At 70.3% G+C, this 24,492-nt stretch carries 25 protein-coding genes; 14 read left to right on the top strand and 11 right to left on the bottom strand.

What is annotated here, in order from left to right; all coding sequences use genetic code 11:
* The first annotated feature begins 10 nt into the window (after positions 1-10).
* From EXE58_RS08115 to trxB, 6 genes are all read left to right on the top strand, one after another.
* The gene (locus EXE58_RS08115) at positions 11-2,191 is read left to right on the top strand and encodes a DUF6049 family protein (RefSeq protein WP_135267413.1); all 2,181 of its coding nucleotides are present in this window, start codon (positions 11-13) and stop codon (positions 2,189-2,191) included.
* Entirely contained in the window at positions 2,188-3,822 is a 1,635-nt protein-coding gene (gene murJ / locus EXE58_RS08110; protein ID WP_244242486.1) for a murein biosynthesis integral membrane protein MurJ, read from the top strand. The genes EXE58_RS08115 and murJ overlap by 4 nt, the downstream gene beginning before the upstream one ends.
* Before the next feature lie 49 nt (positions 3,823-3,871).
* Positions 3,872-5,755 (top strand): protein kinase family protein, encoded by a 1,884-nt coding sequence (locus tag EXE58_RS08105; protein ID WP_135267412.1) that lies wholly within the window; start codon positions 3,872-3,874, stop codon positions 5,753-5,755.
* Positions 5,756-5,765: 10 nt separating this feature from the next.
* Positions 5,766-6,443 carry an RNA polymerase sigma factor SigM gene (gene sigM / locus EXE58_RS08100; RefSeq protein WP_135267411.1) on the top strand — a complete coding sequence of 226 codons (678 nt, stop codon included), beginning with the start codon at positions 5,766-5,768 and terminating at the stop codon, positions 6,441-6,443.
* 49 nt (positions 6,444-6,492) lie between these two features.
* Positions 6,493-7,185 (top strand): hypothetical protein, encoded by a 693-nt coding sequence (locus tag EXE58_RS08095; protein WP_135267410.1) that lies wholly within the window; start codon positions 6,493-6,495, stop codon positions 7,183-7,185.
* An 85-nt stretch (positions 7,186-7,270) separates the two neighbouring features.
* Positions 7,271-8,299 (top strand): thioredoxin-disulfide reductase, encoded by a 1,029-nt coding sequence (gene trxB, locus EXE58_RS08090; RefSeq protein WP_135267409.1) that lies wholly within the window; start codon positions 7,271-7,273, stop codon positions 8,297-8,299.
* Here the strand turns inward: trxB and EXE58_RS08085 are convergent.
* Both EXE58_RS08085 and EXE58_RS08080 read right to left on the bottom strand, forming a co-directional pair.
* A complete protein-coding gene (locus EXE58_RS08085) occupies positions 8,268-8,903 on the bottom strand; it encodes a hypothetical protein (protein WP_135267408.1) in 636 nt (211 codons plus the stop codon). The genes trxB and EXE58_RS08085 overlap by 32 nt on opposite strands.
* Positions 8,900-9,349: a MarR family winged helix-turn-helix transcriptional regulator gene (locus tag EXE58_RS08080; RefSeq protein WP_135267407.1), complete on the bottom strand. Its 450-nt coding sequence runs from the start codon at positions 9,347-9,349 to the stop codon at positions 8,900-8,902. Before EXE58_RS08080 ends, EXE58_RS08085 begins: the two co-directional genes overlap by 4 nt.
* 145 nt (positions 9,350-9,494) lie before the next feature.
* On the opposite strand from EXE58_RS08080, the gene trxA reads away from it, so the two are divergent.
* Complete coding sequence (gene trxA / locus EXE58_RS08075) at positions 9,495-9,818, top strand: thioredoxin (protein WP_135267406.1); 324 nt, start codon at positions 9,495-9,497, stop codon at positions 9,816-9,818.
* Between the two features lie 10 nt (positions 9,819-9,828).
* Here trxA and EXE58_RS08070 read toward each other — a convergent pair whose 3' ends face one another.
* A complete protein-coding gene (locus tag EXE58_RS08070) occupies positions 9,829-10,485 on the bottom strand; it encodes a GNAT family N-acetyltransferase (RefSeq protein ID WP_135267405.1) in 657 nt (218 codons plus the stop codon).
* A gap of 43 nt (positions 10,486-10,528) precedes the next feature.
* Here EXE58_RS08070 and EXE58_RS08065 point away from each other — a divergent pair, with 43 nt between their 5' ends.
* Together EXE58_RS08065 and EXE58_RS08060 are read left to right on the top strand one after the other, a co-directional pair.
* Complete coding sequence (locus EXE58_RS08065) at positions 10,529-11,743, top strand: pyridoxal phosphate-dependent aminotransferase (RefSeq protein ID WP_135267404.1); 1,215 nt, start codon at positions 10,529-10,531, stop codon at positions 11,741-11,743.
* A gap of 22 nt (positions 11,744-11,765) precedes the next feature.
* Complete coding sequence (locus EXE58_RS08060) at positions 11,766-12,536, top strand: lysophospholipid acyltransferase family protein (protein WP_135267403.1); 771 nt, start codon at positions 11,766-11,768, stop codon at positions 12,534-12,536.
* A 113-nt stretch (positions 12,537-12,649) separates the two neighbouring features.
* On the opposite strand, the gene EXE58_RS08055 is transcribed toward EXE58_RS08060, so the two are convergent.
* From EXE58_RS08055 to rpmH, 8 genes are all read right to left on the bottom strand, one after another.
* A complete protein-coding gene (locus EXE58_RS08055; RefSeq protein ID WP_135267402.1) occupies positions 12,650-13,666 on the bottom strand; it encodes a ParB/RepB/Spo0J family partition protein in 1,017 nt (338 codons plus the stop codon).
* Positions 13,663-14,454, bottom strand: coding sequence for a ParA family protein (locus EXE58_RS08050; protein ID WP_167288747.1), 792 nt, complete (start codon positions 14,452-14,454; stop codon positions 13,663-13,665). The genes EXE58_RS08055 and EXE58_RS08050 overlap by 4 nt, the downstream gene beginning before the upstream one ends.
* Positions 14,455-14,829: 375 nt before the next feature.
* On the bottom strand, positions 14,830-15,516 hold the full coding sequence (rsmG, locus tag EXE58_RS08045; RefSeq protein ID WP_135267401.1) for a 16S rRNA (guanine(527)-N(7))-methyltransferase RsmG: 687 nt from the start codon (positions 15,514-15,516) through the stop codon (positions 14,830-14,832).
* Between the two features lie 77 nt (positions 15,517-15,593).
* Positions 15,594-16,112 (bottom strand): Jag family protein, encoded by a 519-nt coding sequence (locus EXE58_RS08040; protein ID WP_425271673.1) that lies wholly within the window; start codon positions 16,110-16,112, stop codon positions 15,594-15,596.
* A gap of 68 nt (positions 16,113-16,180) precedes the next feature.
* A complete protein-coding gene (gene yidC, locus EXE58_RS08035; RefSeq protein WP_244242532.1) occupies positions 16,181-17,110 on the bottom strand; it encodes a membrane protein insertase YidC in 930 nt (309 codons plus the stop codon).
* A 36-nt stretch (positions 17,111-17,146) separates the two neighbouring features.
* The gene (yidD, locus tag EXE58_RS08030) at positions 17,147-17,401 is read right to left on the bottom strand and encodes a membrane protein insertion efficiency factor YidD (protein WP_135267398.1); all 255 of its coding nucleotides are present in this window, start codon (positions 17,399-17,401) and stop codon (positions 17,147-17,149) included.
* Positions 17,398-17,763, bottom strand: coding sequence for a ribonuclease P protein component (rnpA, locus tag EXE58_RS08025; protein ID WP_135267397.1), 366 nt, complete (start codon positions 17,761-17,763; stop codon positions 17,398-17,400). The genes yidD and rnpA overlap by 4 nt, the downstream gene beginning before the upstream one ends.
* A gap of 24 nt (positions 17,764-17,787) precedes the next feature.
* Positions 17,788-17,925, bottom strand: a complete 138-nt coding sequence (gene rpmH, locus EXE58_RS08020; RefSeq protein WP_135267396.1) for a 50S ribosomal protein L34 — start codon at positions 17,923-17,925, stop codon at positions 17,788-17,790.
* A 545-nt stretch (positions 17,926-18,470) separates the two neighbouring features.
* Here rpmH and dnaA point away from each other — a divergent pair.
* The 5 genes from dnaA (at position 18,471) to EXE58_RS07995 (ending at position 24,305) form a co-directional block, all read left to right on the top strand.
* Positions 18,471-19,964 (top strand): chromosomal replication initiator protein DnaA, encoded by a 1,494-nt coding sequence (dnaA, locus tag EXE58_RS08015; protein WP_135267395.1) that lies wholly within the window; start codon positions 18,471-18,473, stop codon positions 19,962-19,964.
* Between the two features lie 371 nt (positions 19,965-20,335).
* Positions 20,336-21,469 carry a DNA polymerase III subunit beta gene (dnaN, locus tag EXE58_RS08010; protein WP_135267394.1) on the top strand — a complete coding sequence of 378 codons (1,134 nt, stop codon included), beginning with the start codon at positions 20,336-20,338 and terminating at the stop codon, positions 21,467-21,469.
* Positions 21,470-21,570: 101 nt separating this feature from the next.
* A complete protein-coding gene (gene gnd / locus EXE58_RS08005; RefSeq protein WP_135267393.1) occupies positions 21,571-22,569 on the top strand; it encodes a phosphogluconate dehydrogenase (NAD(+)-dependent, decarboxylating) in 999 nt (332 codons plus the stop codon).
* 7 nt (positions 22,570-22,576) lie between these two features.
* Entirely contained in the window at positions 22,577-23,737 is a 1,161-nt protein-coding gene (recF, locus tag EXE58_RS08000) for a DNA replication/repair protein RecF (protein ID WP_135267392.1), read from the top strand.
* Positions 23,730-24,305: a DciA family protein gene (locus EXE58_RS07995; protein WP_135267391.1), complete on the top strand. Its 576-nt coding sequence runs from the start codon at positions 23,730-23,732 to the stop codon at positions 24,303-24,305. Before recF ends, EXE58_RS07995 begins: the two co-directional genes overlap by 8 nt.
* The last annotated feature ends 187 nt before the right edge of the window (positions 24,306-24,492 follow it).

Genomic DNA, 24,492 nt, shown 5'->3' with positions numbered 1-24,492 from the left:
GAGTCGCCCCGTGCCTGACCCGTCCTCGCTGCGCCGTGCCCTGGCGGGGGTGGTGACGTCGCTGGTGGTGCTGGTCACGGCCGCGACCGGAGCCACGGCTCACGGGCAGCCGGGCGCCGCCGAGGACGCCGATCTCCTGGTGGTCCACCTGGACACGATCACGCCCGTGGCTCGCGAGGGCCGCAGCGTCCGGATGACCGGGACGGTCACCAACACGACGGCGGAGCCGTGGACACGGGTCAACCTCCACGCCTTCGGCTCAGAGTCCCCGATCCTCGACGCCTCGCAGCTGGCCGTCTCCGCCGAGACCGATCCGCACGCGGACGTCGGTCCCCGCGTCACCGAGCCGGGCACGTTCGACACCGTCGACGTGCTCGAGGCCGGGCAGACCGCGGAGTTCTCGCTCTCGGTCCCGGTTGCGGAGCTGGGCTTCGAGTCGAGCGGCGTCTACTGGGTCGGCGTCCACGCGTTGGGCGACAGCTCGGTGCCTCGCGACACCGCTGCGGACGGTCGCGCGCGCACCTTCATCCCGTTCCTGTCGCGACCACGGGCGACCGTGCCGGTGTCGGTGGTTCTCACCCTGCGCGGGCCGGTGCGGCACTCGCCCGACGGGAGGCTGGCCGGCACCGGACGCTGGAGCCGTGCTCTCGCCGAGGGCGGGCGGTACGACGCACTCCTCGACGCGGCCGAGCAGGCCGGCGCCACTCCCCACAGCATGGTGGTGGATCCCGCGGTCCTCGTCGCCATCAGCCGCCTGACCATCGGCAACCCGCCCCGCACGCTGGCCCCCGACCCCACCGTGCCGGGCCAGGAACCCCCGCCTCCGGAGGAGGAGGGGACCGGAGGCACGCCGGTCGTGCCCCCGGTCGCGACGACGACCCCTCCCACCCCGGACTCCGAGCTGGGTGAGGAGGAGCTCGCGCTGGCCAACCTCGCGCGGACGTGGATGGCCCGGTTCCTCCAGGAGGCCCGCACCGCTGACGTGCTGGCGCTGCCGTTCGGCGACCTCGACGTCGCCGCGGCGGCGCGGCTCGCCCCGGACCGCTACACCCAGGCCGTCGAGCGCAGCCGCGCCGTGATGGAGTCGCTCGAGCTGGCGCACCTCCCCGTCGTCGCACCGGTGAACGGCTTGATGAGTCCCGAGGGCCTTGCGGTGGTCGAGCCCGGCACCACCGTGATGCTCGGCGACACGGCGTTCTCCGTCCCCCCTGAGTCCGACACCTCGCTGGTCCGGCTGCTCGGCCATCGCGTGCTCGTCACCAGCACCGGCGCCGCCACCGGCGGCCCCGGACCCACCGACGGCGCCGACCCGCTCGCCGTACGCCAGCGCCTGGTGAGCGAGGCAGCGCTCCGCCTGCCGGAGGCCGGAGCGGACCGCACCGGTCAGCCACTCGTGCTGGTCCTCCCCCCGTCATGGCGGGCTGAGCAGGCCGGCACGCTGCTCGACGCGCTCGAGCAGCCGTGGATCGAGCCGGTGACGGCGACGGAGCTGGCCAGCGGGCAGGCCACCGCGTCGTCCGCGGCCTCCCTGGTCTACACCGAGGAGGACGCGGCCGCCGAGCTCGACGCCGACAACTTCGCCCGCGCCGAGGACCTCACCGACGCCGCGTCGGTGATGGAGGCGGTCCTCACCCTCGAGACCACGGTCGAGCAGCAGGTGCTCGACGAAGCACTCACGACGCTCTCCCTCCAGCGTCGTCGGCGACCACGTGAGGCCGCCCGTTCGGCGGCCGCGATCGAGGAGTTCCTGCGCGACGAGCTGGACAGCATCCGGATCGACACCCGCTACCCCACGGCCGTGACGCTGTCGAGCGACAGCGGTCCGTTCGGGGTCACCCTCACCAACGGGCTCGACCAGCCCGTCACGGTGGCCCTCCGGGTCGCGTCCGACGACGAGATCAGCCTCGACGGGACCGGCGTACGCCAGCTCGCGGCCGGCTCGCGCACCCAGGCCAGGCTCCAGGCCAGGACGACGCGTCCGGGTGTCCACACCGTGCGGCTGTTCCTCACCAGCGAGGAGGGCACGCCCCTCGGCTCCTCGCGTGAGCTGCCGATCCGGGCCGCCCAGGTGAGTGGCCTCATCTGGCTCGCCATGGCCGTGGGAGCGGTCCTGCTCTTCGGCGCCATCGCGCTGCGCCTGTGGCGACGGGTGCGTCGGGCCGCCCGCGAAGCACGGTCGGCGCACGCGTGACCGACCAGCGCATCCTCAGGTCCTCGGCGGTGATGGCCGCCGGCACGGTGGTCTCCCGGCTGTCGGGCTTCCTGCGCAGCGTCCTGCTCGTGGCGGCCCTGGGTGGCGTGCTCCGCGCCGATCTGTTCTCGATCGCCAACACCCTGCCCAACATGGTCTACATCCTGCTGGCCGGCGGAATCTTCAACGCGGTGCTGGTCCCGCAGCTGGTCCGCCGCATCAAGGACGACCTGGACGGAGGTGACGCCTACGCCAGCAGGGTGATCACCCTGTCGGCGCTCTTCCTGGGCGTCGTCACGATCCTCCTCGTCGTGGTCGCACCGGTGCTGCTGCGGCTCTATCTCGACTCCGCGTTCCTCGAACCCGACCGGGCCGACCACCTGGAGTCGATCGTCGACCTCACCCGCTGGTGCCTGCCACAGGTTTTCTTCTACGGGATGTTCGTCCTGGTCGGCCAGATCCTCAACGCGCGCGGCAGCTTCGGCCCGATGATGTGGGCGCCGATCGCCAACAACGTCATCGCCGTGGCGATGCTCCTGACCTATCTGCTGGTCTACGGCACGGCGACCGAGGAGACCCGGTACGACGCCCTCGACACCGGGCCCGAGGTGCTGCTGGGTCTCGGCTCCACGCTGGGGATCGTCGCCCAGCTCCTCGTCCTGCTGCCCTACCTGCGCCGCGCGGGGTTCACCTACCGTCCACGGTTCGACTTCCGCGACCCCGAGCTCAAGCACACGCTCTCCCTCGGGGTGTGGACGGTCCTGTTCGTGGTGGTGACCCAGCTGGCCTACCTCGTCGTCGTCAAGCTCGCCTCGAGCGGGACCGCCGCGGGGGGCGAGGGAACGGGCTACACCGTCTACTCCAGCGGCATGCTCCTGATGATGGTCCCGCACTCCGTGGTGACCGTCTCGTTGGCGACCGCGGTCCTGCCCCGGCTCTCCCGCCTCGCCCACGACGGCGAGCTCGGTGAGGTCGGCGCGATCCTGGCGTCGACGATGCGTACGGCGCTGGCGCTGGTGCTGCCGTTCGCCGTGCTGCTTCCGCTGCTCGCCCCCGACGTGGCCACCGCGCTCTTCGGCTGGGGCGCGGGCGAGGGTGATCTCTTCGCCCCCACCATCGCGATGTTCGGACCCGCCCTGGTCTTCTTCACCGTCCACTACCTCATGCTGCGCGGCTTCTACGCGCTCGAGCAGACCCGCCGGGTGTTCTTCATCCAGGTGGCGGTGTCGGTGACCAACGTGACGGTCGCGCTGGCGCTGGTGCCTTCGCGGCCTCCTGCCGAGACCGCCCCCCTGCTGGTCGTGGCCTACCTGTCGTCGTACGTCGTCGGCTCGGCCATCAGCTTCTGGGTGCTGCGTCGCACCCTCGGCGGCCTGCACGTGCGACGCCTGGTCCGCTTCCTGGTGCGGATGGCGGTCGTGCTCGCCCTCGCCGCCGGCGCGACGTGGGTCGCGTTGTGGGCGATGGCCGGCCTCGGGGAGGACCCGCACCCCGCCGTGGCGATGCTGCGCGCTGGCGTCGCGGGCCTCGTCGGTGGAGTCGTCGTGCTCCTGGGCGCTCGCACCCTGCACGTCCGCGAGGTCACCAGTCTTCTCGACACCGTCGCGGCACGCCTCTCGCGAGCGCGATAGTCCCTACGATGGTCGAAGGGGGCCGCGGTGCGCGGCCTGGGGTAGCGAAGTGAGGTGGGCGGTGCCGGGAGCCATGCAGGCCGGCGAGCTCCTTGCCGACCGCTACCGCCTCGAAGACCTGTTGACGGAGAGTCGCGGCGGGCGGTTCTGGCGCGCCACCGACACCGTGCTCGACCGGCCGGTCGCAGTCCACGTGATCCCCCGGGACGACGAACGGGCCGACGGCCTGGTGGAGGCGGCGCGGCTGGTCGGCCCGCTCTCCGACCGGCGGATCCTGCGCGTGCTCGACGCCGAGGTCGCCGACGACGCGTGCTACGTCGTCAACGAGTGGGGCCAGGGCGTCTCGCTCGACATCCTGATCCAGCGCGAGGGCCCCCAGCCGCCGCGCAAGGTCGCCTGGCTGGTGTCCGAGGTCGCCGAGGCGCTCGCGCACGCCCACCACAAGGGCCTCGCACACGGCCGTCTGGTGCCTGAGAACGTGCTGATCGACGACCACGGCCACGTGCGCATCATCGGCTTCGGGGTGGACGCGGCGCTGATGGGCCTTCCTCCGGGTCGACGCTCCGCGGACGTCACCGACCTGGTCTCGCTGCTCTACTTCTCCCTGACCGGCAAGTGGCCCGGGGTCTCGAAGTCCGCCATGCCACCCGCGCCCCTGGCCCACGGACACGTGCTTCGGCCGCGTCAGGTCCGGGCCGGGATCCCCCGTCCCCTGGACGCCCTGTGCGACCAGGTGCTCAACCCCGTCGGCCTCGCCCGCTCCCCGAAGTTCGAGCAGGACCTGACGACGGCCCTCGGCATCTGCGAGGTGCTGCTGGAGTTCCTGGGCGACCCGACGCCCGTCGGCAACGGCACGGCCCACGGCACCGCCGTCCCGCCGACCGACCCCCCGACCGATGCGCAGCAGCAGACGACCTTCGTGGGACCGGTGGAGCCGCCCGCCCCCGCGAAGGCGCCGCCCCAGGCGCCCACCCCGGCCGCCAGCGCGGACCTGCCGACCCAGGCGGGCATGCCCGTGTTCCACGACGACTCCGACGACGTCGAGTGGCTGCGCGCCCGGAGCGAGAAGCCTGCTCCCCCGCCGCCGCTCGAGGAGATCCCCGCCAAGCCGCTCTTCGCACCCGAGCCCCCGGAGGGTCAGCCGCAACGCAGGCCGCGGCCCGGGGCTCGTGCGGCCCCAGCGGACTCGGGGTTCTGGCCCTGGGACTCCTCCAGCGCCGGACAGTCCTCCTCGGGCATCCACGCGGCCGGCCACACGGGGTCGTGGGGCACGGGGTCGTGGGGCACCGGGTCATGGGGCGTCGAGGAGACCTTCGACGAGCCCGATGACCGCGTGCCCGGCCGTTCCTGGATCCGGCTGGCGATGATCGTCGGCCTGCTCGCGCTCATCCTGGTCGCCGCGGTCGCCGCCTACCAGTTCGGACTGCCCGACCCCGATCCCGAACCGCCCGCGCCCAGCACCGGCACCTCGCAGAGCCCTGCGTCGCCGCAGCCCTTCACCGACATCACCGCCACCGACTTCGACCCCCAGGGCGATCCGCCGCGCGAGGAGTACCCCGAGCTGGTGCCGCTGGCCCTCGACGGTGACCCGAGCACGGTCTGGCGGACCTCGACCTACAAGCAGGACTTCGGCCCCGCCGGCCTGAAGACGGGCGTCGGCCTCGTCCTCGACCTCGGGGCGACCAAGGGCGTCAGGGAGATCGAGGTGACCACGGTCGGTGGCGAGACCGCGGTCGCCGTCTACGTCACGGGCACGCCGCCGACGGGCGTGGCAGACCTGACTCCCGTCGGGACGGCCCTGGGAGAGGGTGTCCTCACCGTCGCGCTCGACGAGGCGGTCTCCGGGCGCTACGTCACCGTCTGGCTCACCTCGCTCCCCGAGGTGGACGGTGGCTTCCGCGGCACGATCGCCGAGGTGCAGGTCCGCGGGTGAGGCCGACCCCATGGACACCGACCCCATGAGCAGCGAGCCGCATCCCAGCGACGTCGAGCTCCTGAGGGCCCACGTCGCCGGCGACCCCGACGCCTTCGGCGAGCTGTTCGGGCGCCATCGCGACCGGCTGTGGGCCGTGGCGCTCCGCACGATGGGCAACCCCGAGGACGCCGCCGACGGTCTCCAGGACGCCATGATCGCCGCATTCCGGCGCGCCGGGTCCTTCCGCGGCGACTCCGCGGTCACCACCTGGCTGCACCGCATCGTCGTGAACGCCTGCCTCGACCGGCACCGTGCCGCCAAGGTCCGACGCGTCGAGGCACTGCCCGAGGACGTCGAGGACCGCGGCAGTCTCGTCGCAGCGGCGACCCCGGCCGACGGCCCCGAGGCCACCGCACTGGACCGCGAGCGACGGCAGCGGGTCCTCGACGCGCTGGCGACGCTGCCCGTCGAGCAGCGCGCGGCGCTGGTGCTCGTCGACATGGAGGGACACAGCGTCGCCGAGGCCGCCGAGATGCTGGGTTGCGCCTCCGGCACCGTGAAGTCCAGGTGCTCGCGCGGACGCGCCAGGCTCGCTCCCCTCCTGCTCGACCTCGACGCGACCCCCAGCGCGCCCGGTCCCGGGAACCCGCCGGGGCCCGGCACCGTCCAATCCCCGAGGTCACCTCGCGGACCACCCGCGTCCTGATGCCCCTGCGCCCGAACCCCGACCGTCTCCACACCTCGAGGAGGTGACCATGACCCGCCCCGACCACGACGCCGAGCAGGATGCCGTACGCCGTCTGCTCGCCGAGTCGCGCCACGACGCCCCGCTGCCCGACGACGTCCGCGCCCGCCTCGACGACGTGCTGGCCGGGCTCACCGCCGAGAGACGGGAGCTGCGTGCCACGGAGCCGGTGGTCGACCTCTCTGCCCGCCGGCGCCAGCGGCGTCGCGGTGCCCTGCTTGCCGCAGCGGCCGTCGTCGTCGCCGGCGTCGGGCTCGGACAGGTCCTCGAGGGCTTCGGCGGGTCGGACCAGATGGCCGGCGACGCGAGCTCCGCCACGGACGGTTCCGGAGCCAGCGAGAAGCGTGCCGAGGAAGGGTCCTCGGCGGCCGACCCGGAGGCGCCGTCGGCGATGACCGAGTCGCGCAGCCTCGGCGCCGAGAGCGACGCCGCGCTCCCCACGGTGCGGTCCACGCACCTCAGGGAGGACCTGCGACGGCTCCGGACGGATGCACTGTCTGCGCGACAGTCCACCCCCGACCTGCTGGCCGGCCGCGCCTGCTCGGTGACGCTGACCGGTCCCGGCCGGCAGGTCCAGGTCACCCTCGACGGGGACCCGGCCCTGGCAGTGTTCCGTCCGGCCATCAGCGGTCGACAGGCGGTCGAGGTCTACGCGTGCGCGGACGGCGAGGAGACCCACCGCCTGCGGCTGCGCGTGCGCTGAGCCACGGCGGCCACGGGAACACTGCTGGCCTACGATCGGTTGAGACGGGCACACCCACGATCGATCACCAGGAGCCACCGAAGCCATGAGCGAGACGACCGCCCCGACCGACGCGACGACCCGCAACGTGATCATCATCGGCTCCGGCCCCTCTGGCTACACTGCCGCCGTCTACGCCGCCCGGGCCGCGCTCGAGCCCCTGGTCTTCGAGGGCTCGGTCACCGCAGGCGGTGCGCTGATGAACACCACCGAGGTCGAGAACTTCCCCGGCTTCCGTGACGGGATCATGGGTCCCGCGCTGATGGACGAGATGCGCGCCCAGGCCGAGCGGTTCGGCGCCGAGCTCGTGTCCGACGACGTCCTCGAGGTCGACCTCACCGGTGACGTCAAGGTCGTGAAGACCGCCACCGACACCTACACCGCGCGCTCGGTGATCCTTGCGACCGGCTCGGGCTACCGCAAGCTCGGGCTGCCCCGCGAGGAGGAGCTCTCCGGCCGCGGCGTCTCGTGGTGCGCGACCTGCGACGGCTTCTTCTTCCGCGAGCAGGCCATCGCTGTCGTCGGCGGCGGCGACTCCGCGATCGAGGAGGCCACCTTCCTCACCCGTTTCGGCTCGAGGGTCTACCTGATCCACCGCCGCGACGAGCTGCGCGCGTCCAAGATCATGCAGGAGCGCGCCTTCGCCGACCCGAAGCTCGAGATGGTCTGGAACTCCGAGGTCGCCGCCATCAACGGCGACGAGCGCGTCGAGTCCATCACGCTGCGCGACACCGTCACCGGCGACGAGCGAGAGCTCGCGGTCACCGGCCTGTTCATCGCCATCGGCCACGACCCCCGCTCCGAGCTGCTCACCGGTCAGGTCGACCTCGACGACGACGGCTACGTCCTGGTCAACCACCCCTCGACCGCCACCAACCTCCCGGGCGTCTTCGCGGCGGGTGACCTGGTCGACCACCACTACCGCCAGGCGATCACCGCCGCCGGCACCGGCTGCGCGGCCGCGCTGGACGCGGAGCGCTACATCGCCGCCCTCGACCACGCTGCCTCCACCGCGGGCTCCGCCGAGGCGACGGCCGAGGTCATCACCGAGACGGTGCAGACCGCCGGAGCCTGAGGGTTGCGGCGACCCCCCGCGGGTCGTCCACCCACACGGCGACCCGAGTGGCGGTGACGGCGCCTCCCGAGGTCTCGAGGACCGTGGGGCCGCTGAGCACGAGCTCGAGGTTGGTCTGTGAGCTGACCCCCACGAGGACGAGACCCTCCTCGACGTGGAGCGACCTGATCACCCCCGGCAGCTCGTGCTCCACCGTCCGGGTGGACTCGACCGCCCCGAGGGGTACGACGACGCGGGTGCGTGCCCCGCTGCGGGCGATGAGCCGGTCGTCCAGGAGCAGGTGCGGCCGCACCCGGTAGGACGCAAGCATCCCCAGCATCCACAGCACTCCCCACACGCCCAGCACGAGCAGCGGCGTGCGCAGGGCCGAGGTGACCGGGTTGTCCCAGTGGCGCATCAGCACCTCGACGACGATCACCTCGGTCGCCGAGCCGAAGATCCACAGCCACATCATCGGCGCCGCGAGCTGTCCGTAGCCCACCGGCGTCGCGCCGGCCGGTACGTCCGGTCGGCGCGCCAGCCATCGGGCCAGGGAGCGGTAGAGAGCCACCTCGAGGAGCAAGGCCTCCCTCGCGGGCGCCAACAGTCGTCGTACGCCGGTCATGGTGCGTGATCGCCCATCAGGCTGGTGAAGGTCTCGATGGTCTGGTCGAGGGTGGCGGAGAACGCCGCCAGGCGCGTCGCGGGCAGGTCGCCGAAGAGCTCATGGGCCAGCTCGGCGTGGCTTGAGACGAGGTCGACGATCACCCGGGCGCCGTCCTCCGTCGGTGTGACCAGGGTTGCCCGCCGGTCGGTCGGGTGCGGCTCGCGTGTCACGTGGCCGCTGCTTACGAGCCCGTCGACCAGGCCGGTGACGTTGCGCGGAGTCACCCCCAGAGCAGCTGACAGCCGCTGCTGCGTCGTGGGGCCCGTCTCCCCGAGGACCCACAGCAGGTGCACCCGGGGCGTCGTGAGACCCGACTCCCTCTCGAAGCGCGACAGGTCGCGCTGGACCAGCGCCGCGAGGTGCAGCACCCTGTCCAACGCAGCGGTCTCCTCCGGACTGTGCATGTAGTGAAGGTACTACACTGTTTGCTGGGTTCACGAGTTCACCGTCGGACGCGACGCTTCCCCGCGTCGGCGCGTGGGGAATACAGCGTCCGAGGCGTGGTGTTCACTTGTCACAGACCCACCACCCGAGTTGAAAGGTCCCGCCGTGGCCAACATCGCCGCAGTGACCGACGCCGAGTTCGAGGCGCAGGTCCTCAAGTCCGACAAGCCCGTCCTGGTCGACTTCTGGGCGGAGTGGTGCGGCCCCTGCCGCCAGGTCGCCCCCATCCTCGACGAGATCAACGCCGAGCACGGCGAGAAGATCACGCTGCTCAAGATGAACGTCGACGAGAACCCCGTCACGCCCTCGTCCTACCGCGTGACCGGCATCCCGACGATCAACGTCTACCAGGGCGGCGAGGTCGTGAAGTCGATCGTCGGCGCCAAGCCCAAGGCCGCGCTCCTCAAGGAGCTCGCCGACTTCATCTGAGCCGCGTGGCTCAGCCACCAGGCTTCGAGGCGGTCCGCACCGATCCACCGATCGGGCGGGCCGCCTTCTGCTTGGCCGGGCGTACGACGCCCCACACCTTCTCCAGCGCCAGCTCGACCTCGTCCTTCCACGAGATCGCCGACCGCAGCTCCATCCGCATCCGGGGTGTCGTCGCGTGGGCGCGCTGGGTCTTGAACCCCACGCTCCCCCAGAAGTCCGAGGGCAGGACGCACCCCGAGGTGCGGCCGCGCGTGTCGCCGTACGTCTCCACCGCGGTGAAGCCCCGCTCCACCAGGTCCGCCGCCACGCCCTGCACGAGCAGCCTGCCGATCCCGCCTCCTCGGGCGAAGGGCTCGACGTAGACCGACGCCAGGACCACCGCGTCGGGCGTGCTCGGCGACGTGGGCAGACTCGCGGCACCCGGCAGCCAGGACGCGGGTGCGTAGATGGCATGGCCCAGCTGGCGCCCGTCGGCCATCGCGACGCGTCCGCAGGATCCCCACTCGCGCAGGACGGCGGAGACCCAGCGCTCCTTCTCCACCGCGCGCTCCTCGGCGTCGAGGCGGCCGGCGTCGACCGGCGTGAGCTGCCAGTAGACGCACGAACGTTGCGGCTCGGCCATCTCCTGGAGGTGGTCGACCGTCAGGCGGACGGTCTTGCGTGACACATATTGGATGTTAGCCACTGCAGCGGCCTGCGAGGATGAGGCCATGCGCCAGATCCGCCAGAGCCAGAAGCTTCGAGGTGTCCGCTACGACGTGCGGGGGCCGATCCTGGTCGAGGCACAGCGGCTCGAGGCCGAGGGACACCGGATCCTCAAGCTCAACATCGGCAACACCGCGCCGTTCGGCTTCGACGCCCCCGAGCAGATCCTGGCCGACATGATCCACCACCTCCCGGAGTCCCAGGGCTACAGCGACTCCCAGGGCATCTGGTCGGCCCGCACCGCCGTCATGCACTACTACCAGTCGCACGGGCTCCGTGAGGTCGGCGTCGAGGACATCTACATCGGCAACGGGGTGTCCGAGCTGATCTCGATGGTCCTGCAGGCCTTCGTCGACGACGGCAACGAGATCCTCATCCCGGCGCCCGACTACCCGCTGTGGACCGGGGCGGTGACCCTGGCGGGCGGCACGCCGGTCCACTACCTGTGCGACGAGTCCAACGACTGGAACCCCGACCTCGCCGACGTCGAGGCCAAGATCACCGAGAACACCCACGCGATCGTGATCATCAACCCCAACAACCCCACCGGAGCGGTCTACAGCGAGGAGACCGTGCGGGCTCTCGTCGACATCGCTCGACGGCACCGGCTCGTGGTGATGGCGGACGAGATCTACGAGAAGATCCTCTTCGAGGACGCAGTGCACCACCACGCGGCCACCTTCGCCGGCAACGACGTGCTGTGCCTGACCTTCTCAGGTCTGTCGAAGGCCTACCGGGTGTGCGGCTATCGCGCAGGGTGGGTGATGATCTCGGGCCCCAAGGAGATCGCCACCGACTTCCTCGAGGGGCTCACCCTCATCGCCAACATGCGGATGTGCGCCAACGTCCCGGCGCAGCACGCGATCCAGACCGCCCTGGGCGGCTATCAGTCCATCGAGGAGCTCATCGGTCCAGGCGGACGCTTCTACGAGCAGTCGATGCTCGCCCACCGACTGCTGAACGAGATCCCCGGGGTCACCTCCGTGAAGCCCTCCGGGGCGCTCTACTGCTTTCCGCGCCTCGACCCCGACGTCTACGCGATCGAGGACGACCAGGACTTCGTGATCGAGCTGCTGCGCGCGAAGAAGATCCTCGTCACCCACGGCACCGGCTTCAACTGGCCCGCGCCCGATCACTTCCGGCTGGTCACCCTTCCCGAGGCGGCTGTCCTCGAGGAGGCCATCGGCCGGATCGGTGAGTTCCTCGCGACGAGGCGCTAGCGACGCTGGCTAGGCTGCGCGCATGCGCGACCTGACCTACCCCGCGATCATCCGCACTGCCCTGGCCGGCTTCAAGCTGCTGGGCCAGCGGTTCGAGATGACGGGGACCGAGCACGTGCCCACCCACGGTGGTGTGCTCCTGGTCTGCAACCACGTGGGCTACCTCGACTTCATCTACGGCGGGCTCGCGGCCCACCCCTCGCGACGGTTGGTGCGCTTCATGGCCAAGCGCGAGGTCTTCGACCACGCCGTGGGTGGTCCGGTGATGCGCTCGATGCACCACATCTCCGTGGACCGCGGCGAGGGTCTCCAGTCCTTCCAGGACGCGGTGTCGTACCTCCGCTCGGGCGAGGCGGTCGGAATCTTTCCCGAGGCGACCATCTCGCGGTCCTTCGAGCTCAAGGAGTTCAAGACCGGTGCGGTGCGGATCGCCGCCGAGGCCGGGGTGCCCCTCGTGCCCGTGGTCCTGTGGGGCACGCAGCGCCTGTTCACCAAGGACCATCCCCGGGACTTCTCCCGCGGCAAGACCATCGCCATCTCGGTCGGTGAGCCCCTGCACCCGACGGGGGCCGATCCGGTCGCCGAGACCGCCGAGCTGAAGTCGCGGATGGCCGTGCTCCTCGACGAGACGATCGCTCGCTACCCGGCCGAGGAGCAGCCCGCCGGTTCGTGGTGGCTACCCGCACGGCACGGTGGCACCGCACCCACCCTCGAGCGTGCGGCCGAGCTCGACGCCGAGGAGAAGGCCGAGCGGGCGCGCCGGCGCGCTGCGCGGGCTGCAGGCGACTCGTAGCTAGATCGCTTCGTCGCTATATGGCTTTATCTCTTTGTCGACTTATTCGGGTGTTGGCTCCCCCTCGCGCGCCAAGCGTCCGAACGTCCGTTCCGGTGATCGCAACCTCTCCGTCAGATGGGCCGGTCGTCGCGGTTGCGGGGGTCCATGACGTCCACGATGCGGCGGAGGTCCTCGAGGCTGGCGAACTCCACGGTGATCTTGCCCTTGGACTTCCCCAGGTCGACCTTGACGCGGGTCTCGAGCCGGTCGGAGAGCCGCTCCGCGAGGTCGGCGAGCCCGGGAGCGGTCGGCTTGCTGCGCTGGAGCCTGGTGGGCCGCTCGGGTTCGGTGCCGAGGGAGACGATCTCCTCGAGGCCGCGGACGCTGATCCCCTCGGCCGTCACGCGGCCGGCGAGACGGTCCTGGACATCGGGATCGTCGACGCTGAGCAGGGCGCGAGCGTGGCCGGCGGAGAGGACGCCCGCGGCCACGCGGCGCTGAACCGCGGGTGAGAGCTTGAGCAGGCGAAGGGTGTTGGAGATCTGGGGACGCGAGCGCCCGATGCGCTGGGCGAGCTCCTCGTGGGTGCAGCCGAAGTCCTCGAGCAGCTGACCGTAGGCGGCGGCCTCCTCGAGGGGGTTGAGCTGGGAGCGGTGGAGGTTCTCCAGGAGGGCGTCGCGCAGCATGTCGACGTCGTCGGTGTCGCGCACGATCGCGGGGATCGTGTCCCGGCCGGCTTCCTGCGACGCCCGCCAGCGCCGCTCCCCCATGATGAGCTCATAGTCGTCGTCACCGCGCTTGCGTACGACGACCGGCTGCAGCAGTCCGACCTCCTTGATGGAGTGCACCAGCTCGGCCAGCGCCTCCTCCTCGAACACCTGTCGAGGCTGGCGGGCGTTCGGGCGGATCGAGCCGATGGGCAGCTCAGCGAACCAGGCTCCGTCGATGGTCGCCGGCGAGCCCGGACCCTCGACCGTCGTCCCGGGTGCTGGGTGCGGGGCTCCCTCGCCCCGAGATGGGGACTCCCCCTCGGTACCAGTACCGGTCGGTGCCGTGCCGGCACCGTCGCGGGTCTGCGCGGGTGCGGTCGGGATCAGTGAGCCCAGGCCCCTGCCCAGACCGCGGCGTGGCGGGTTGGTGGCGTTCATGCGGGGGCTCCCTTGCTGGCGATCTCACGAGCCGCCTCGAGGTAGGAGAGCGCGCCCGGAGAAGCGGGGTCGTAGGTCATCACGGTCTGTCCGTAGGACGGAGCCTCGGACACGCGCACCGATCGGGGCACGGCCGTCTTGAGCACCTCGTCTCCGAAGTGGCCTCGCACCTCCTCGGCGACGCCGGCTGCGAGCCGGGTGCGGGCGTCGTACATCGTCAGGAGGATGGTGGAGACCACCAGGCGAGGGTTGAGGTGCTGGCGCACCATCTCGACAGTCTCGAGGAGCTGTCCAAGACCCTCGAGGGCGTAGTACTCGGCCTGGATCGGGATGAACATCTCCCGACCGGCCACCAGGGCGTTCAGGGTCAGGAGCCCCAGTGATGGCGGGCAGTCGATGAAGACGTAGTCGAAGCGGTCGTCGCCGACGTCCTCGGCGCGTCCCACGAGGGGGTGTGCCTCGATCGCCCGGTTGAGCCTGTTCTCGCGTGCCACGACACTGACGAGCTCGATCTCCGCGCCGGCGAGGTCGATGGTGGCGGGGACCACCCAGAGGCCGGGAAGATCAGGTGATTCGGTGACGACGTCGGCGAGAGGTGAGCCCTCCACCAGCATGTCGTAGGTCGACGGCACGCCGCGGTGGTGCGGCACGCTCAGCGCCGTGGAGGCGTTGCCCTGGGGATCGAGGTCGATGACCAGGACCCGCTGTCCTAGCTGGGCCAGGCCCGCAGCGACGTTGACTGTGGACGTGGTCTTGCCGACCCCGCCCTTCTGGTTGGCCACGACCATCACCCTGGTGCGATCAGGACGAGGGACTCCCTGGCGCCGCAACCCACCACTGCGCGCGAGGACTGAGTGCTCGGCGGCTTGGGCCAACGGAGTGCTGTGGTCGACCAGGGGCGACTCCGCGTCGGCCAGGTCACCAGCCGTGCGGACCTGCCAGCCTGGGGTCGGCGCATCCGTTTCACGTGAAACATCGTCCTGCGATTCGGTTTCACGTGAAACAGCGATAGTTTCCCCATCCTGTGGAGAGAGAGCACCATCCTGTGGATAACCCCGCTCAGGGAGCGGCGCGTCACCGGTGGATAAGGGTGGGGAGAACGGGTCCGACGAGCCGCTGGTCGGACGTTCGAGGTGGTCCTCGGACACGGGCAAACCTTCCAGTCAGGAGTCGCGTGGGCGTCGGGAGCCCTTCTTGCCGGACTTACGGGCCGAGGCGCGCGACGTCGACGCAAGAGGCCAACCTACCTGCGTCGGATCCGCCCAGGCCACCCGTACGACCCGGGTAGGGGGATCGACGACCTCCGCGCCCAAGGTCAGTACCTCAGGTTCGCCACACCTGTAACGCTTCAGCACGGGTCCGGCCTCGACGATCTCGTCCTCGACGGACTGCCCCTTCATGGCCAGCAGCGCACCTGATGGACCCACCAGGGGCATCGACCACTCGAGCAGACGAGTCAGGGGAGCCACTGCGCGCGAGGTGACCACGTCGTAGGCGCGCTCGCCGTGAAGTGAGTCGGCACGGCCTCGCACGACCTCGACCTGGTCGAGACCGAGCTGTCCCGCCACCTCGTCCAGGAAGGTGGTACGTCGCAGCAGGGGCTCCACGAGAGTCACGCGGAGGTCAGGACGTGCGATCGCCAACGCCAGGCCGGGGAGGCCCGCACCGCTACCGATGTCGCAGACGGTCGAACCCTCAGGGATGGCCTCGCTCAGCACCGCAGAGTTCAACAGGTGGCGCTCCCACAACCGCGGAACCTCACGAGGCCCGATGAGCCCGCGAAGCACCCCCTCGGTGGCGAGGAGTGCGGCGTACTCCTCGATCGCGGTCAGGGCATCAGACGAGAACACCCTCCGCGCCGCAGCCGGCGCGGAGGGTGCTGTTTCACGTGAAACGTCGGCACGGGGCGCCGACTCGTGCTGGTCCCTCACGCCGGGAGGATCACCACGTGACGGTGGGGCTCGGTGCCCTCGGACTCAGACGTCAGCCCGGCAGCGGCGACTGCGTCGTGCACGACCTTCCGCTCGAAGGACGTCATCGCCTCGAGCGAGAGGCTCTCGCCACTGGCCCGCACTTCCTCGATGGACTTCTCGGCCAGCGCGACGAGGCGACGGCGCTGCTCCGCGCGGTGCCCGCCGATGTCGAGCATGAGCCGCGATCGCTCACCCGTCTCCCGGTAGACCGCCAGCCGGGTGAGTTCCTGCAGCGCGTCGAGCACCTCGCCCTTGGCGCCGATGAGCTGGCTCAGGTCAGCGCCGACGATGGACACGCTCGCGCGGTCCCCGTCGACGTCCATGTCGAGGTCGCCGTCGAGATCAGCGATGTCGAGGAGCTCCTCGAGGTAGTCGGCAGCGATGTCGCCCTCCTGCTCGAGGCGCTCTACCTTGCTCGGTCGATCGGTCTGCGGTGCGTCGAGGGCCGGGTCGTGCTTCAAGTCTTCGCTCACGTGCATCTCCTGCTGGTCGTGGGGGAGCTCCCCTCACGGGGAGCAAGAAACTGTGGGGCCCGAACGGGCTAGCGCTTCTTCTTCTTGTTCTTGCTGCGCTGGGAGCGGGGCTGTCGCTGCGGCTGTTGCCGCGCCGGACGCAAAGGCTCCGCGGCGGCGATCTCGGCCTGGGCGACCTCCGCCTCGGGGAGCTTGCCCTTGCGGATGGCCTTCGCCCTGTCGCGGTCGGCCTTGGCCTTCGCAGCGGGGGTACCGGGCGCGGGGTTGTTGCGGATCACGTAGAACTGCTGGCCCATGGTCCAGATGTTCGAGGTGGTCCAGTAGAAGAGGACTCCGACCGGGAAGGCGATGCCGCCGACCGCGAAGACCAGGGGAAGCACGTAGAGGAGCAGCTTCTGCTGCTGGGCGTAGGGGCCGGAAAGGGCGTCGGCCGGCATGTTCTTGCTCATCAGCTGGCGCTGGGTGAGGAAGGTCGTGACCGTCATCGCGACGACCAGTGCTGCAGCAAGCACCCGCACGCTGAGGTCGTTGGTGTCCAGGAACGTGTCGGAGATCTTCGCACCGAGGAAGACGGCGTCACCGAACTGCTCGTTGAGCTTGACCGTCATGAGGCCGCGCACGTCCTCGGGGTGCTTGGCAGCCTGGTCGATGAGCCGGAAAAGGGCCAGGAAGATCGGCATCTGCAGCAGGATCGGCAAGCACGAGGCGAACGGGTTGCTGCCCGACTCGCGGTAGAGCTTCATGGTCTCCTGGGCCAGCTTCTCCCGGTCGTGACCGTACTTCTTCTGGAGCTCGCGGACCTTGGGCTGGATCAGCTGCATGTTGCGGCTGGACTTGATCTGCTTGACGAACAGCGGGATGAGGGCCGCGCGGATCACGAGGGTCAGGCCGACGATCGACGCCACCCAGGCGATCCCGCTGGCGGGGCCGAAGATGTCGCCGAAGAGCTTGTGGAAGCCCAGCAGCACCGCAGAGATGACGTAGTAGAGCGGAGCCATGATGGCGCCGCCGATGTCACCGAAGAAGTCGAGCACTCAAGCTCCTCGTGTCGGGGTGGGTTTCGCGGCCGTGTCGGCACGCGAGGGAACGGGGTCGTAGCCACCAGCAGCCCACGGGTGGCACCGCGACAGCCTGCGGAGAGCCAGCCAGCCCCCGCGAGCCGCACCGTACTGGGTGACTGCATCGAGCGCGTAGGCCGAGCACGTCGGGTGGTAGCGACAGACCTGCCCGTAGAGCGGACTGATGGCGAAGCGCCACGCACGCAGCAGGGCGATCACCACGTGCTTCACGCCGGCACCCGCGCACCGAGCAGGCGGCCGAGGCTGTGCTGCAGGTCGTTGCCGAGCTCGGCGCTGGTCGCGGTCGCCGACGCGGGCAGAGCCCTGACCACCATGGTGACTCGACCCGGCAGCTCCTCGAGCGTGCTGAGGTGCTCCCTGGTCAGGTGGCGGAGCCGGCGCTTCACCCGGTTGCGCACGACGGCGTTGCCCACTGCCTTGCTGACGGTGAACCCCACCTGCGCGGGCTGTTGGTCCGCAGATTCCTCCACGAGCAGGTGGACCACCAGCAGACGGGTCCCGGCACGACGGCCCGACCGCACAGTGAGGCGGAACGCGTCGCTGTCGGTGAGTCGGTGGGCGGCAGGCAGCACGGCAGGCGCCGTGAGCTCAGACCGTCAGACGGCCAGGCTCTTGCGGCCCTTGCGGCGCCGAGCCGACAGGATCGAGCGACCCGCGCGGGTGCGCATGCGGAGTCGGAAGCCGTGCACCTTGTGGCGACGACGGTTGTTCGGCTGGTAAGTGCGCTTGCTCACGGCTTTGTCTCCGTTGGGTATTCGAGGGTGTCCACTCCACGACAGGGGATGGTGTCCTGTGCCCGTGGTCTGTGAACCAGGGGCTGGCCTTCGGCCGGCACCGCCCACCCACGAGGCACCATCGAGGTGATGGATCGTGGACATGCGGCAACCGTCGACACGGAGTGACCGGTCAACGGTACGCGGTGCCCGGGAGACCGGTCAAACCAGCGAGGCCGGCACGAGGGCTACCCTGTGGATGAAGTGTTGCTCGGTGCTCTTCATGCTTGTTAGGTTCAGGCTTCCAGCAGGCGTCCGTACGGCCGTCGCCACCAGGTTCCAGAGGGCTGTGAGACCCACGTCACATCTCCGGAAAACCGGCTCTGACCTGCACGAACTCGGGGCGGGGGACGACGTCGGACACCGGCGGCGGACCAGATGGACCATCTGGACGCCACCGTTCACAACATGTGGAAAAGTCTGTGGACACGTTTCACCGGTCCGACCTGACCGGACCGTGGCAGCGCCGAACCACCCGTGAAACCCAGTGAAAGCGAGCATGGCCTGTGGACGACCTCAACGACACCGGCCACCGCCCACCCGGAGCCGACGGGCTGCCGGGCGAGGCCGACCTCGGCCAGGTGTGGCGTGCGATCGTCGAGGACCTCCAGCCGAACCAGCGCGCCTGGCTCAGGGCCAGCGAGCCCGTGACGCTCCACGAGAGCACCGCGATCATCGCGGTCCCCAACGACTTCACCCGAGGGCAGCTCGAAGGGCGCCTGCGCGGCCAGCTGGAGGACTCCCTCAGTGAGCGCTTCGGCCGCGAGATCCGGATGGCCGTCAGCGTCAATCCCTCCCTCGAGGACACCGCGCCCCCAGCTCTCGACGAAGAGACAAGTCAACTTGTCGACATATCGACTGCAGGGCTGGACACTCCACCGGAGTCCACGGTCCAACCCGATCTCGTGGCACCGACGCGCGACGTCGACGCGTCGAGCAGCGAGCGGCGCGGGTCTGCGCTCGAGACCAGGCTGAACCCCAAGTACACCTTCGAGACCTTCGTCATCGGCTCCTCCAACCGGTTCCCGCACGCGGCCGCCGTCGCCGTCGCCGAGGCTCCCGGCAAGGCCTACAACCCTCTGCTGGTCTACGGCGAGTCCGGGCTCGGCAAGACGCACCTGCTCCACGCCATCGGCCACTACGTGCGCAGCCTCTACAGCAATGCCAAGGTGCGCTACGTCTCGAGCGAGGAGTTCACCAACGAGTTCATCAATGCGATCCGCGACGACCGGCAGGACCGGTTCAAGCGGCGCTACCGCGACGTCGACGTCCTGCTCATCGACGACATCCAGTTCCTCGAGGGCAAGACGCAGACGCAGGAGGAGTTCTTCCACACCTTCAACACCCTGCACAACGCCAACAAGCAGATCGTCCTCACCTCCGACCGGGCGCCCAAGCGCCTGGAGGCCCTCGAGGATCGACTCCGCAACCGGTTCGAGTGGGGGCTCATCACCGACGTCCAGCCTCCCGACCTCGAGACCCGCATCGCGATCCTGCGCAAGAAGGCTGCGATGGACCGCCTCACCGCCCCACCGGACGTCCTGGAGTTCATCGCCTCCAAGATCCAGACCAACATCCGTGAGCTCGAGGGTGCCCTGATTCGCGTCACGGCGTTCGCCAACCTCAACCGCCAGGAGGTCGACATGACCCTGGCCGAGATCGTGCTGAAGGACCTGATCCCCGAGGGTGGCGAGCCCGAGATCACCCCGGCCCTCATCATCGCCCAGACCGCCGCCTACTTCGGGGTCTCCATCGAGGACCTCACCGGCCCCTCCCGAGGACGCCACCTCGTCATGGCACGCCAGATCGGCATGTACCTGTGCCGCGAGCTCACGCAGCTCTCGCTTCCCAAGATCGGCGCTCAGTTCGGCAACCGCGACCACACGACGGTGATGTACGCCGACCGCAAGATCAACCAGCTGCTCGCCGAGCGGCGCGCGGTGTTCAACCAGGTGAGCGAGCTGACCAACCGCATCAAGATGCACTCGCGCCAGGGCTGACACCACTCCGCCTCAAGGCCGCACACCCTGTGGAGAACGTGTGGTTCGAGACGGAGTGTCGTCAACAGGGCCTGTGCGCCACGAGCGACACAATGCGCCGGCGCGGTCGTCGTACACAACGGAGTGCGAGTTTCCGACAGCTCGTCCACAACCCCTGTGCACGACGAGTCCGGCGGCTGACCTGCGAGAACGCGAGTTGTGCACAGACTCCACACACCCTATGACTACGACGGACCTCCATATGTCCCTCGAATCCCACAACCTCTGAACATCCGACCTTCTGGGGACAACCCGCGCGGTTCGTGGCGGCGTGGCAGGATGCACTTCCCGAACCACACCCTCATGCAGTTCTTCAAGCACAGGAGCGCCTTGTGAAGTTCCGCGTCGATCGCGACGTCTTCGCCGATGCTGTCGCCTGGGCGGCTCGCAGCCTGCCGGTCCGTCCCAGCTCACCGGTCCTGGCAGGGCTCCTCATCGAGGCGAGCGACGAAGGCCTGGTCCTGTCCTCCTTCGACTACGAGACGTCTGCACGCGCGACGCTCAAGGCCGAGGTGAGTGCCGAGGGGAAGGCCCTGGTCAGCGGTCGGCTGCTCGCAGACATCTGCCGCAGCCTGCCGGCCAAGCCGGTCGAGGTCACCCTCGAGGGCCCGCGTGCCTCGCTGGTCTGCGGCTCGGCGCGCTTCAGCCTCCAGACCATGCCGGTCGAGGACTACCCGACGCTGCCACAGATGCCGGCCGCCACCGGCACGGTGTCGAGCTCGGAGTTCGCCCACGCCGTGGCCCAGGCGGTCACCGCCGCCGGACGCGACGACATGCTCCCCGTGCTCACCGGTGTGCGCATCGAGATCGACGGGTCCTCGATGGCGCTGCTGGCCACCGACCGCTTCCGCCTCTCCCACCGCGAGCTGACCTGGAACCCGCGCACCCCCGACGAGTCCGTCGCCGCACTGGTGCCCGCGAAGGTCCTCGGCGACACCGCCAAGTCGCTCACCTCCGGCGAGGAGGTCACCATCGCGCTCAGCGCCGGCGGAACCGGCGAGGGCCTGATCGGCTTCGAGGGCAGCGGCCTCGGGGGTGTTCGCCGTACGACCACCCGTCTCCTCGACGGCGAGTTCCCCAAGGTCCGCTCCCTGTTCCCGTCCGAGCACCTGACCGTCGCCAAGGTCAACAAGGCCGAGCTCGTCGAGACCGTCAAGCGCGTGGCGCTGGTGGCCGAGCGCAACACCGCGGTGCAGCTGAGGTTCGAGGACAACTCGCTCGTCCTCGACGCAGGCTCGGGCGACGAGGCCCAGGCGACCGAGGTCATCGAGGCCGACCTGCAGGGCGAGGGACTGACCACGGGCTTCAACCCGCAGTTCCTCCTCGACGGCCTGACCGCGATCGACGGCGAGATGGTCGACCTCGCCTTCACGCAGGCGACCAAGCCCGTGGTCATCTCCGGCACCGATGCCGACGACGGCAGCTCCTTCCGCTACCTCCTGATGCCCAGGCGCCTCCTGAGCTGAGCTCGCCTCGCCTGCCGCCCGAGGCGTGCACCACTTCCACCCCTGACCGCCGGGATGGTTGAGTGGAGGCACCGCACACCACGACACCAGGAGCTGCTGGCATGCACATCGGACTCGTCGGACTGGGCAAGATGGGCGGCAACATGCGCGAGCGGATGCGGCGCGCCGACCTCACCGTCACCGGCTACGACCGCAACCCCGACGTCAGCGACGTCGACTCGCTCAGCGCCCTGGTCGAGGCGCTCCCGAGCCCCAAGGTCGTCTGGGTGATGGTCCCCGCGGGCGACGCGACCCGCAGCACGGTCGAGGAGCTCGCCGAGCTCCTCGGCGAGGGCGATGTCGTGGTCGACGGCGGCAACTCCCGCTGGACCGATGACCTCGCCAACGCCGAGCTCCTCGCGAGGAAGAAGATCGGCTACGTCGACTGCGGCGTCTCCGGCGGCGTCTGGGGCCTGGAGAACGGCTATGCCCTGATGTACGGCGGCGACGCGGCCGACGTCGAGAAGGTCCAGCCGGCCTTCGACGCGCTCAAGCCGCACGAGACCGACGAGGGCCAGTTCGGCGCCGTCCATGCCGGCAAGGTCGGCGCGGGCCACTTCTCCAAGATGGTCCACAACGGCATCGAGTACGCCATGATGCAGGCCTATGCCGAGGGCTGGGAGCTGCTCGAGAAGGTCGACCTGGTCGACAACGTCACCGAGGTGTTCCGCTCCTGGCGCCAGGGCACCGTCATCCGCTCGTGGTTGCTCGACCTCCTCGTCGAGGCGCTCGACGCAGAGCCCGGCCTGGAGGGGATCCGCGGCTATGCAGAGGACTCCGGCGAGGGCCGCTGGACCGTCGAGGCAGGCATCGAGCACGCGGTCGCGACTCCCGCGATCACCGCTGCGCTCTATGCCAGGTTCGTCTCGCGCCAGGACGACAGCCCGGCCATGAAGGCAGTGGCCGCGATGCGCAACCAGTTCGGCGGCCACGCCATGCAGACCGTCCCCCCCAAGGGTGGAGACGTCGAGGCCGGCGAGTCCGGACAGGGCCGGCCCGAGGAGGCCGGGGCGGCGCGGCAGGCCGGCGTCGGCACCGAGTCCGAGCCCTCGGAGAGCTAGCTGCCCCGTGCACGTCGCCCACCTCACCCTGCACAACTTCCGCTCCTACGCCGACCTCGACGTCGCGCTGGAGCCGGGAGCGACGGCGTTCATCGGCCGCAACGGTCAGGGCAAGACCAACCTGGTCGAGGCGATCGACTACCTTTCGCGGCTCTCCTCCCACCGGGTGGCGACCGATGCACCGCTCGTCCGTGCGGGGACCGACCAGGCGATCGTGCGCGCGGCGGTGGTGAAGGACGGTCGTACGGCGGTGCTCGAGGTCGAGCTGAACCCCGGGCGCGCCAACCGCGCCCGCATCAACAAGTCCCCGCTCTCGCGACCCCGCGAGATCGTGGGACTGGTGCGGACTGTCGTCTTCGCACCCGACGACCTCACGCTGGTCAAGGGCGACCCGTCCGACCGTCGACGCTTCCTCGACGACCTGGCGGTGCTCCGGGCGCCACGCCTGGCTGCGGTCCGCGCCGACTACGACCGGGTGCTGCGCCAGCGCAACAGCCTGCTCAAGACGGCAGCCTTCGCCCGCGGATCTGCCCGCGACTCTGCTCTGGCCACCCTGGTGGTGTGGGACGAGAACCTCGCCCGGGTCGGCGCCGAGCTGCTGGCCGCGCGGCTGCGCCTGGTCGCCGATCTGGGTCCCTACCTCGGCAAGGCCTACGAGGCGGTCGCGCGCGGCGCGAGCCGTGACGACGCCGACCTGGAGTACCGCGCGAGCATCGACCTGGACTTCGAGGAGCAGCCGTCACGGGACCAGCTCGAGCAGGCGCTGCTGACGGCGATCGAGGCCCGGCGCAAGGACGAGCTCGACCGGGGGGTCTCCCTGGTCGGCCCCCACCGCGACGAGCTGCTGCTCACCCTCGGCACGGGCCACCAGGACGGCGACCTCCGCCTGCCGGTGAAGGGCTATGCCAGCCACGGTGAGTCGTGGTCGTTCGCCCTGGCCCTGCGGCTGGCCTCCTACGACCTGCTCCGCGCCGACGGTGACGACCCGATCCTGGTCCTCGACGACGTCTTCGCCGAGCTCGACACCGAGCGTCGGGCCCAGCTGGCCGAGCTCGTCGCCGGAGCAGAGCAGGTCCTGGTCACCGCCGCCGTCGCGGCCGACGTGCCCGAGGCCCTGCAGGGTGTGCGGTTCCTCGTGGCCGACGGGGAGGTGACGCGCGATGCCTGACGAGCCGACGTCTGACGAGCCGATCCCCTCGGACGAGGCAGCTCACCGACCCGACCCGACCCCCACCGAGCACCAGCCCGACGGCCTCGAGCTGGCGCGAGCGGCGGCCAAGGCCGCCGCGGCCGGCCCGGGCCGGGCTCCGAAGTCACGCAGCCGTCAGCAACCGAGGCGTCGTACGACACCGAAGTCGGCAGGCGCACACCCCGACGACCGCGACCCGCAGCTGCTCGAGGCCGGCATGGAGCGCCTGATCGCCAGTCGCGGGTGGGAGCTCGACCTCAAGGTCCAAGGGGTCTTCGGTCGCTGGGCCGAGCTGGTCGGCGACGAGGTGGCGACCCACAGCGTCCCCGAGTCCTTCGCCGACGGGCGTCTGGTCGTGCGCACCCACTCCACCGCCTGGGCGACCCAGCTCAAGCTCCTCGCTCCCTCGATCCTCAAGCGCCTCAACACCGAGCTCGGGCACGGCACCGTGACCGTGATCGAGGTCGTCGGACCCCACCTGCCGACGTGGAAGAAGGGTCGCCTCTCCAGCAGGGACGGCCGCGGGCCGCGCGACACCTACGGCTGATCGTCGCCTGCGGCGGTCTGGCGATCTGGCAGCCGCCCAGCCATATGGGGACACATCTGCCTCCCTGATCGGCGCTCAAGGACGGCCTCTGTGAGCGCTCAGCGGCATCTCTCATCCACAATCCTCCCCCGCTCGAGGGCTGCTGCGTGATCTGAGGCGCTCAGACGGCTATCATGGCCGGTGGGTC

It is taken from the genome of Nocardioides seonyuensis, from assembly GCF_004683965.1.
GTDB lineage: Bacteria > Actinomycetota > Actinomycetes > Propionibacteriales > Nocardioidaceae > Nocardioides > Nocardioides seonyuensis.
Note: the sequence above shows the minus strand (reverse complement) of the source record. Positions and strands in the feature narration are given on the sequence as shown.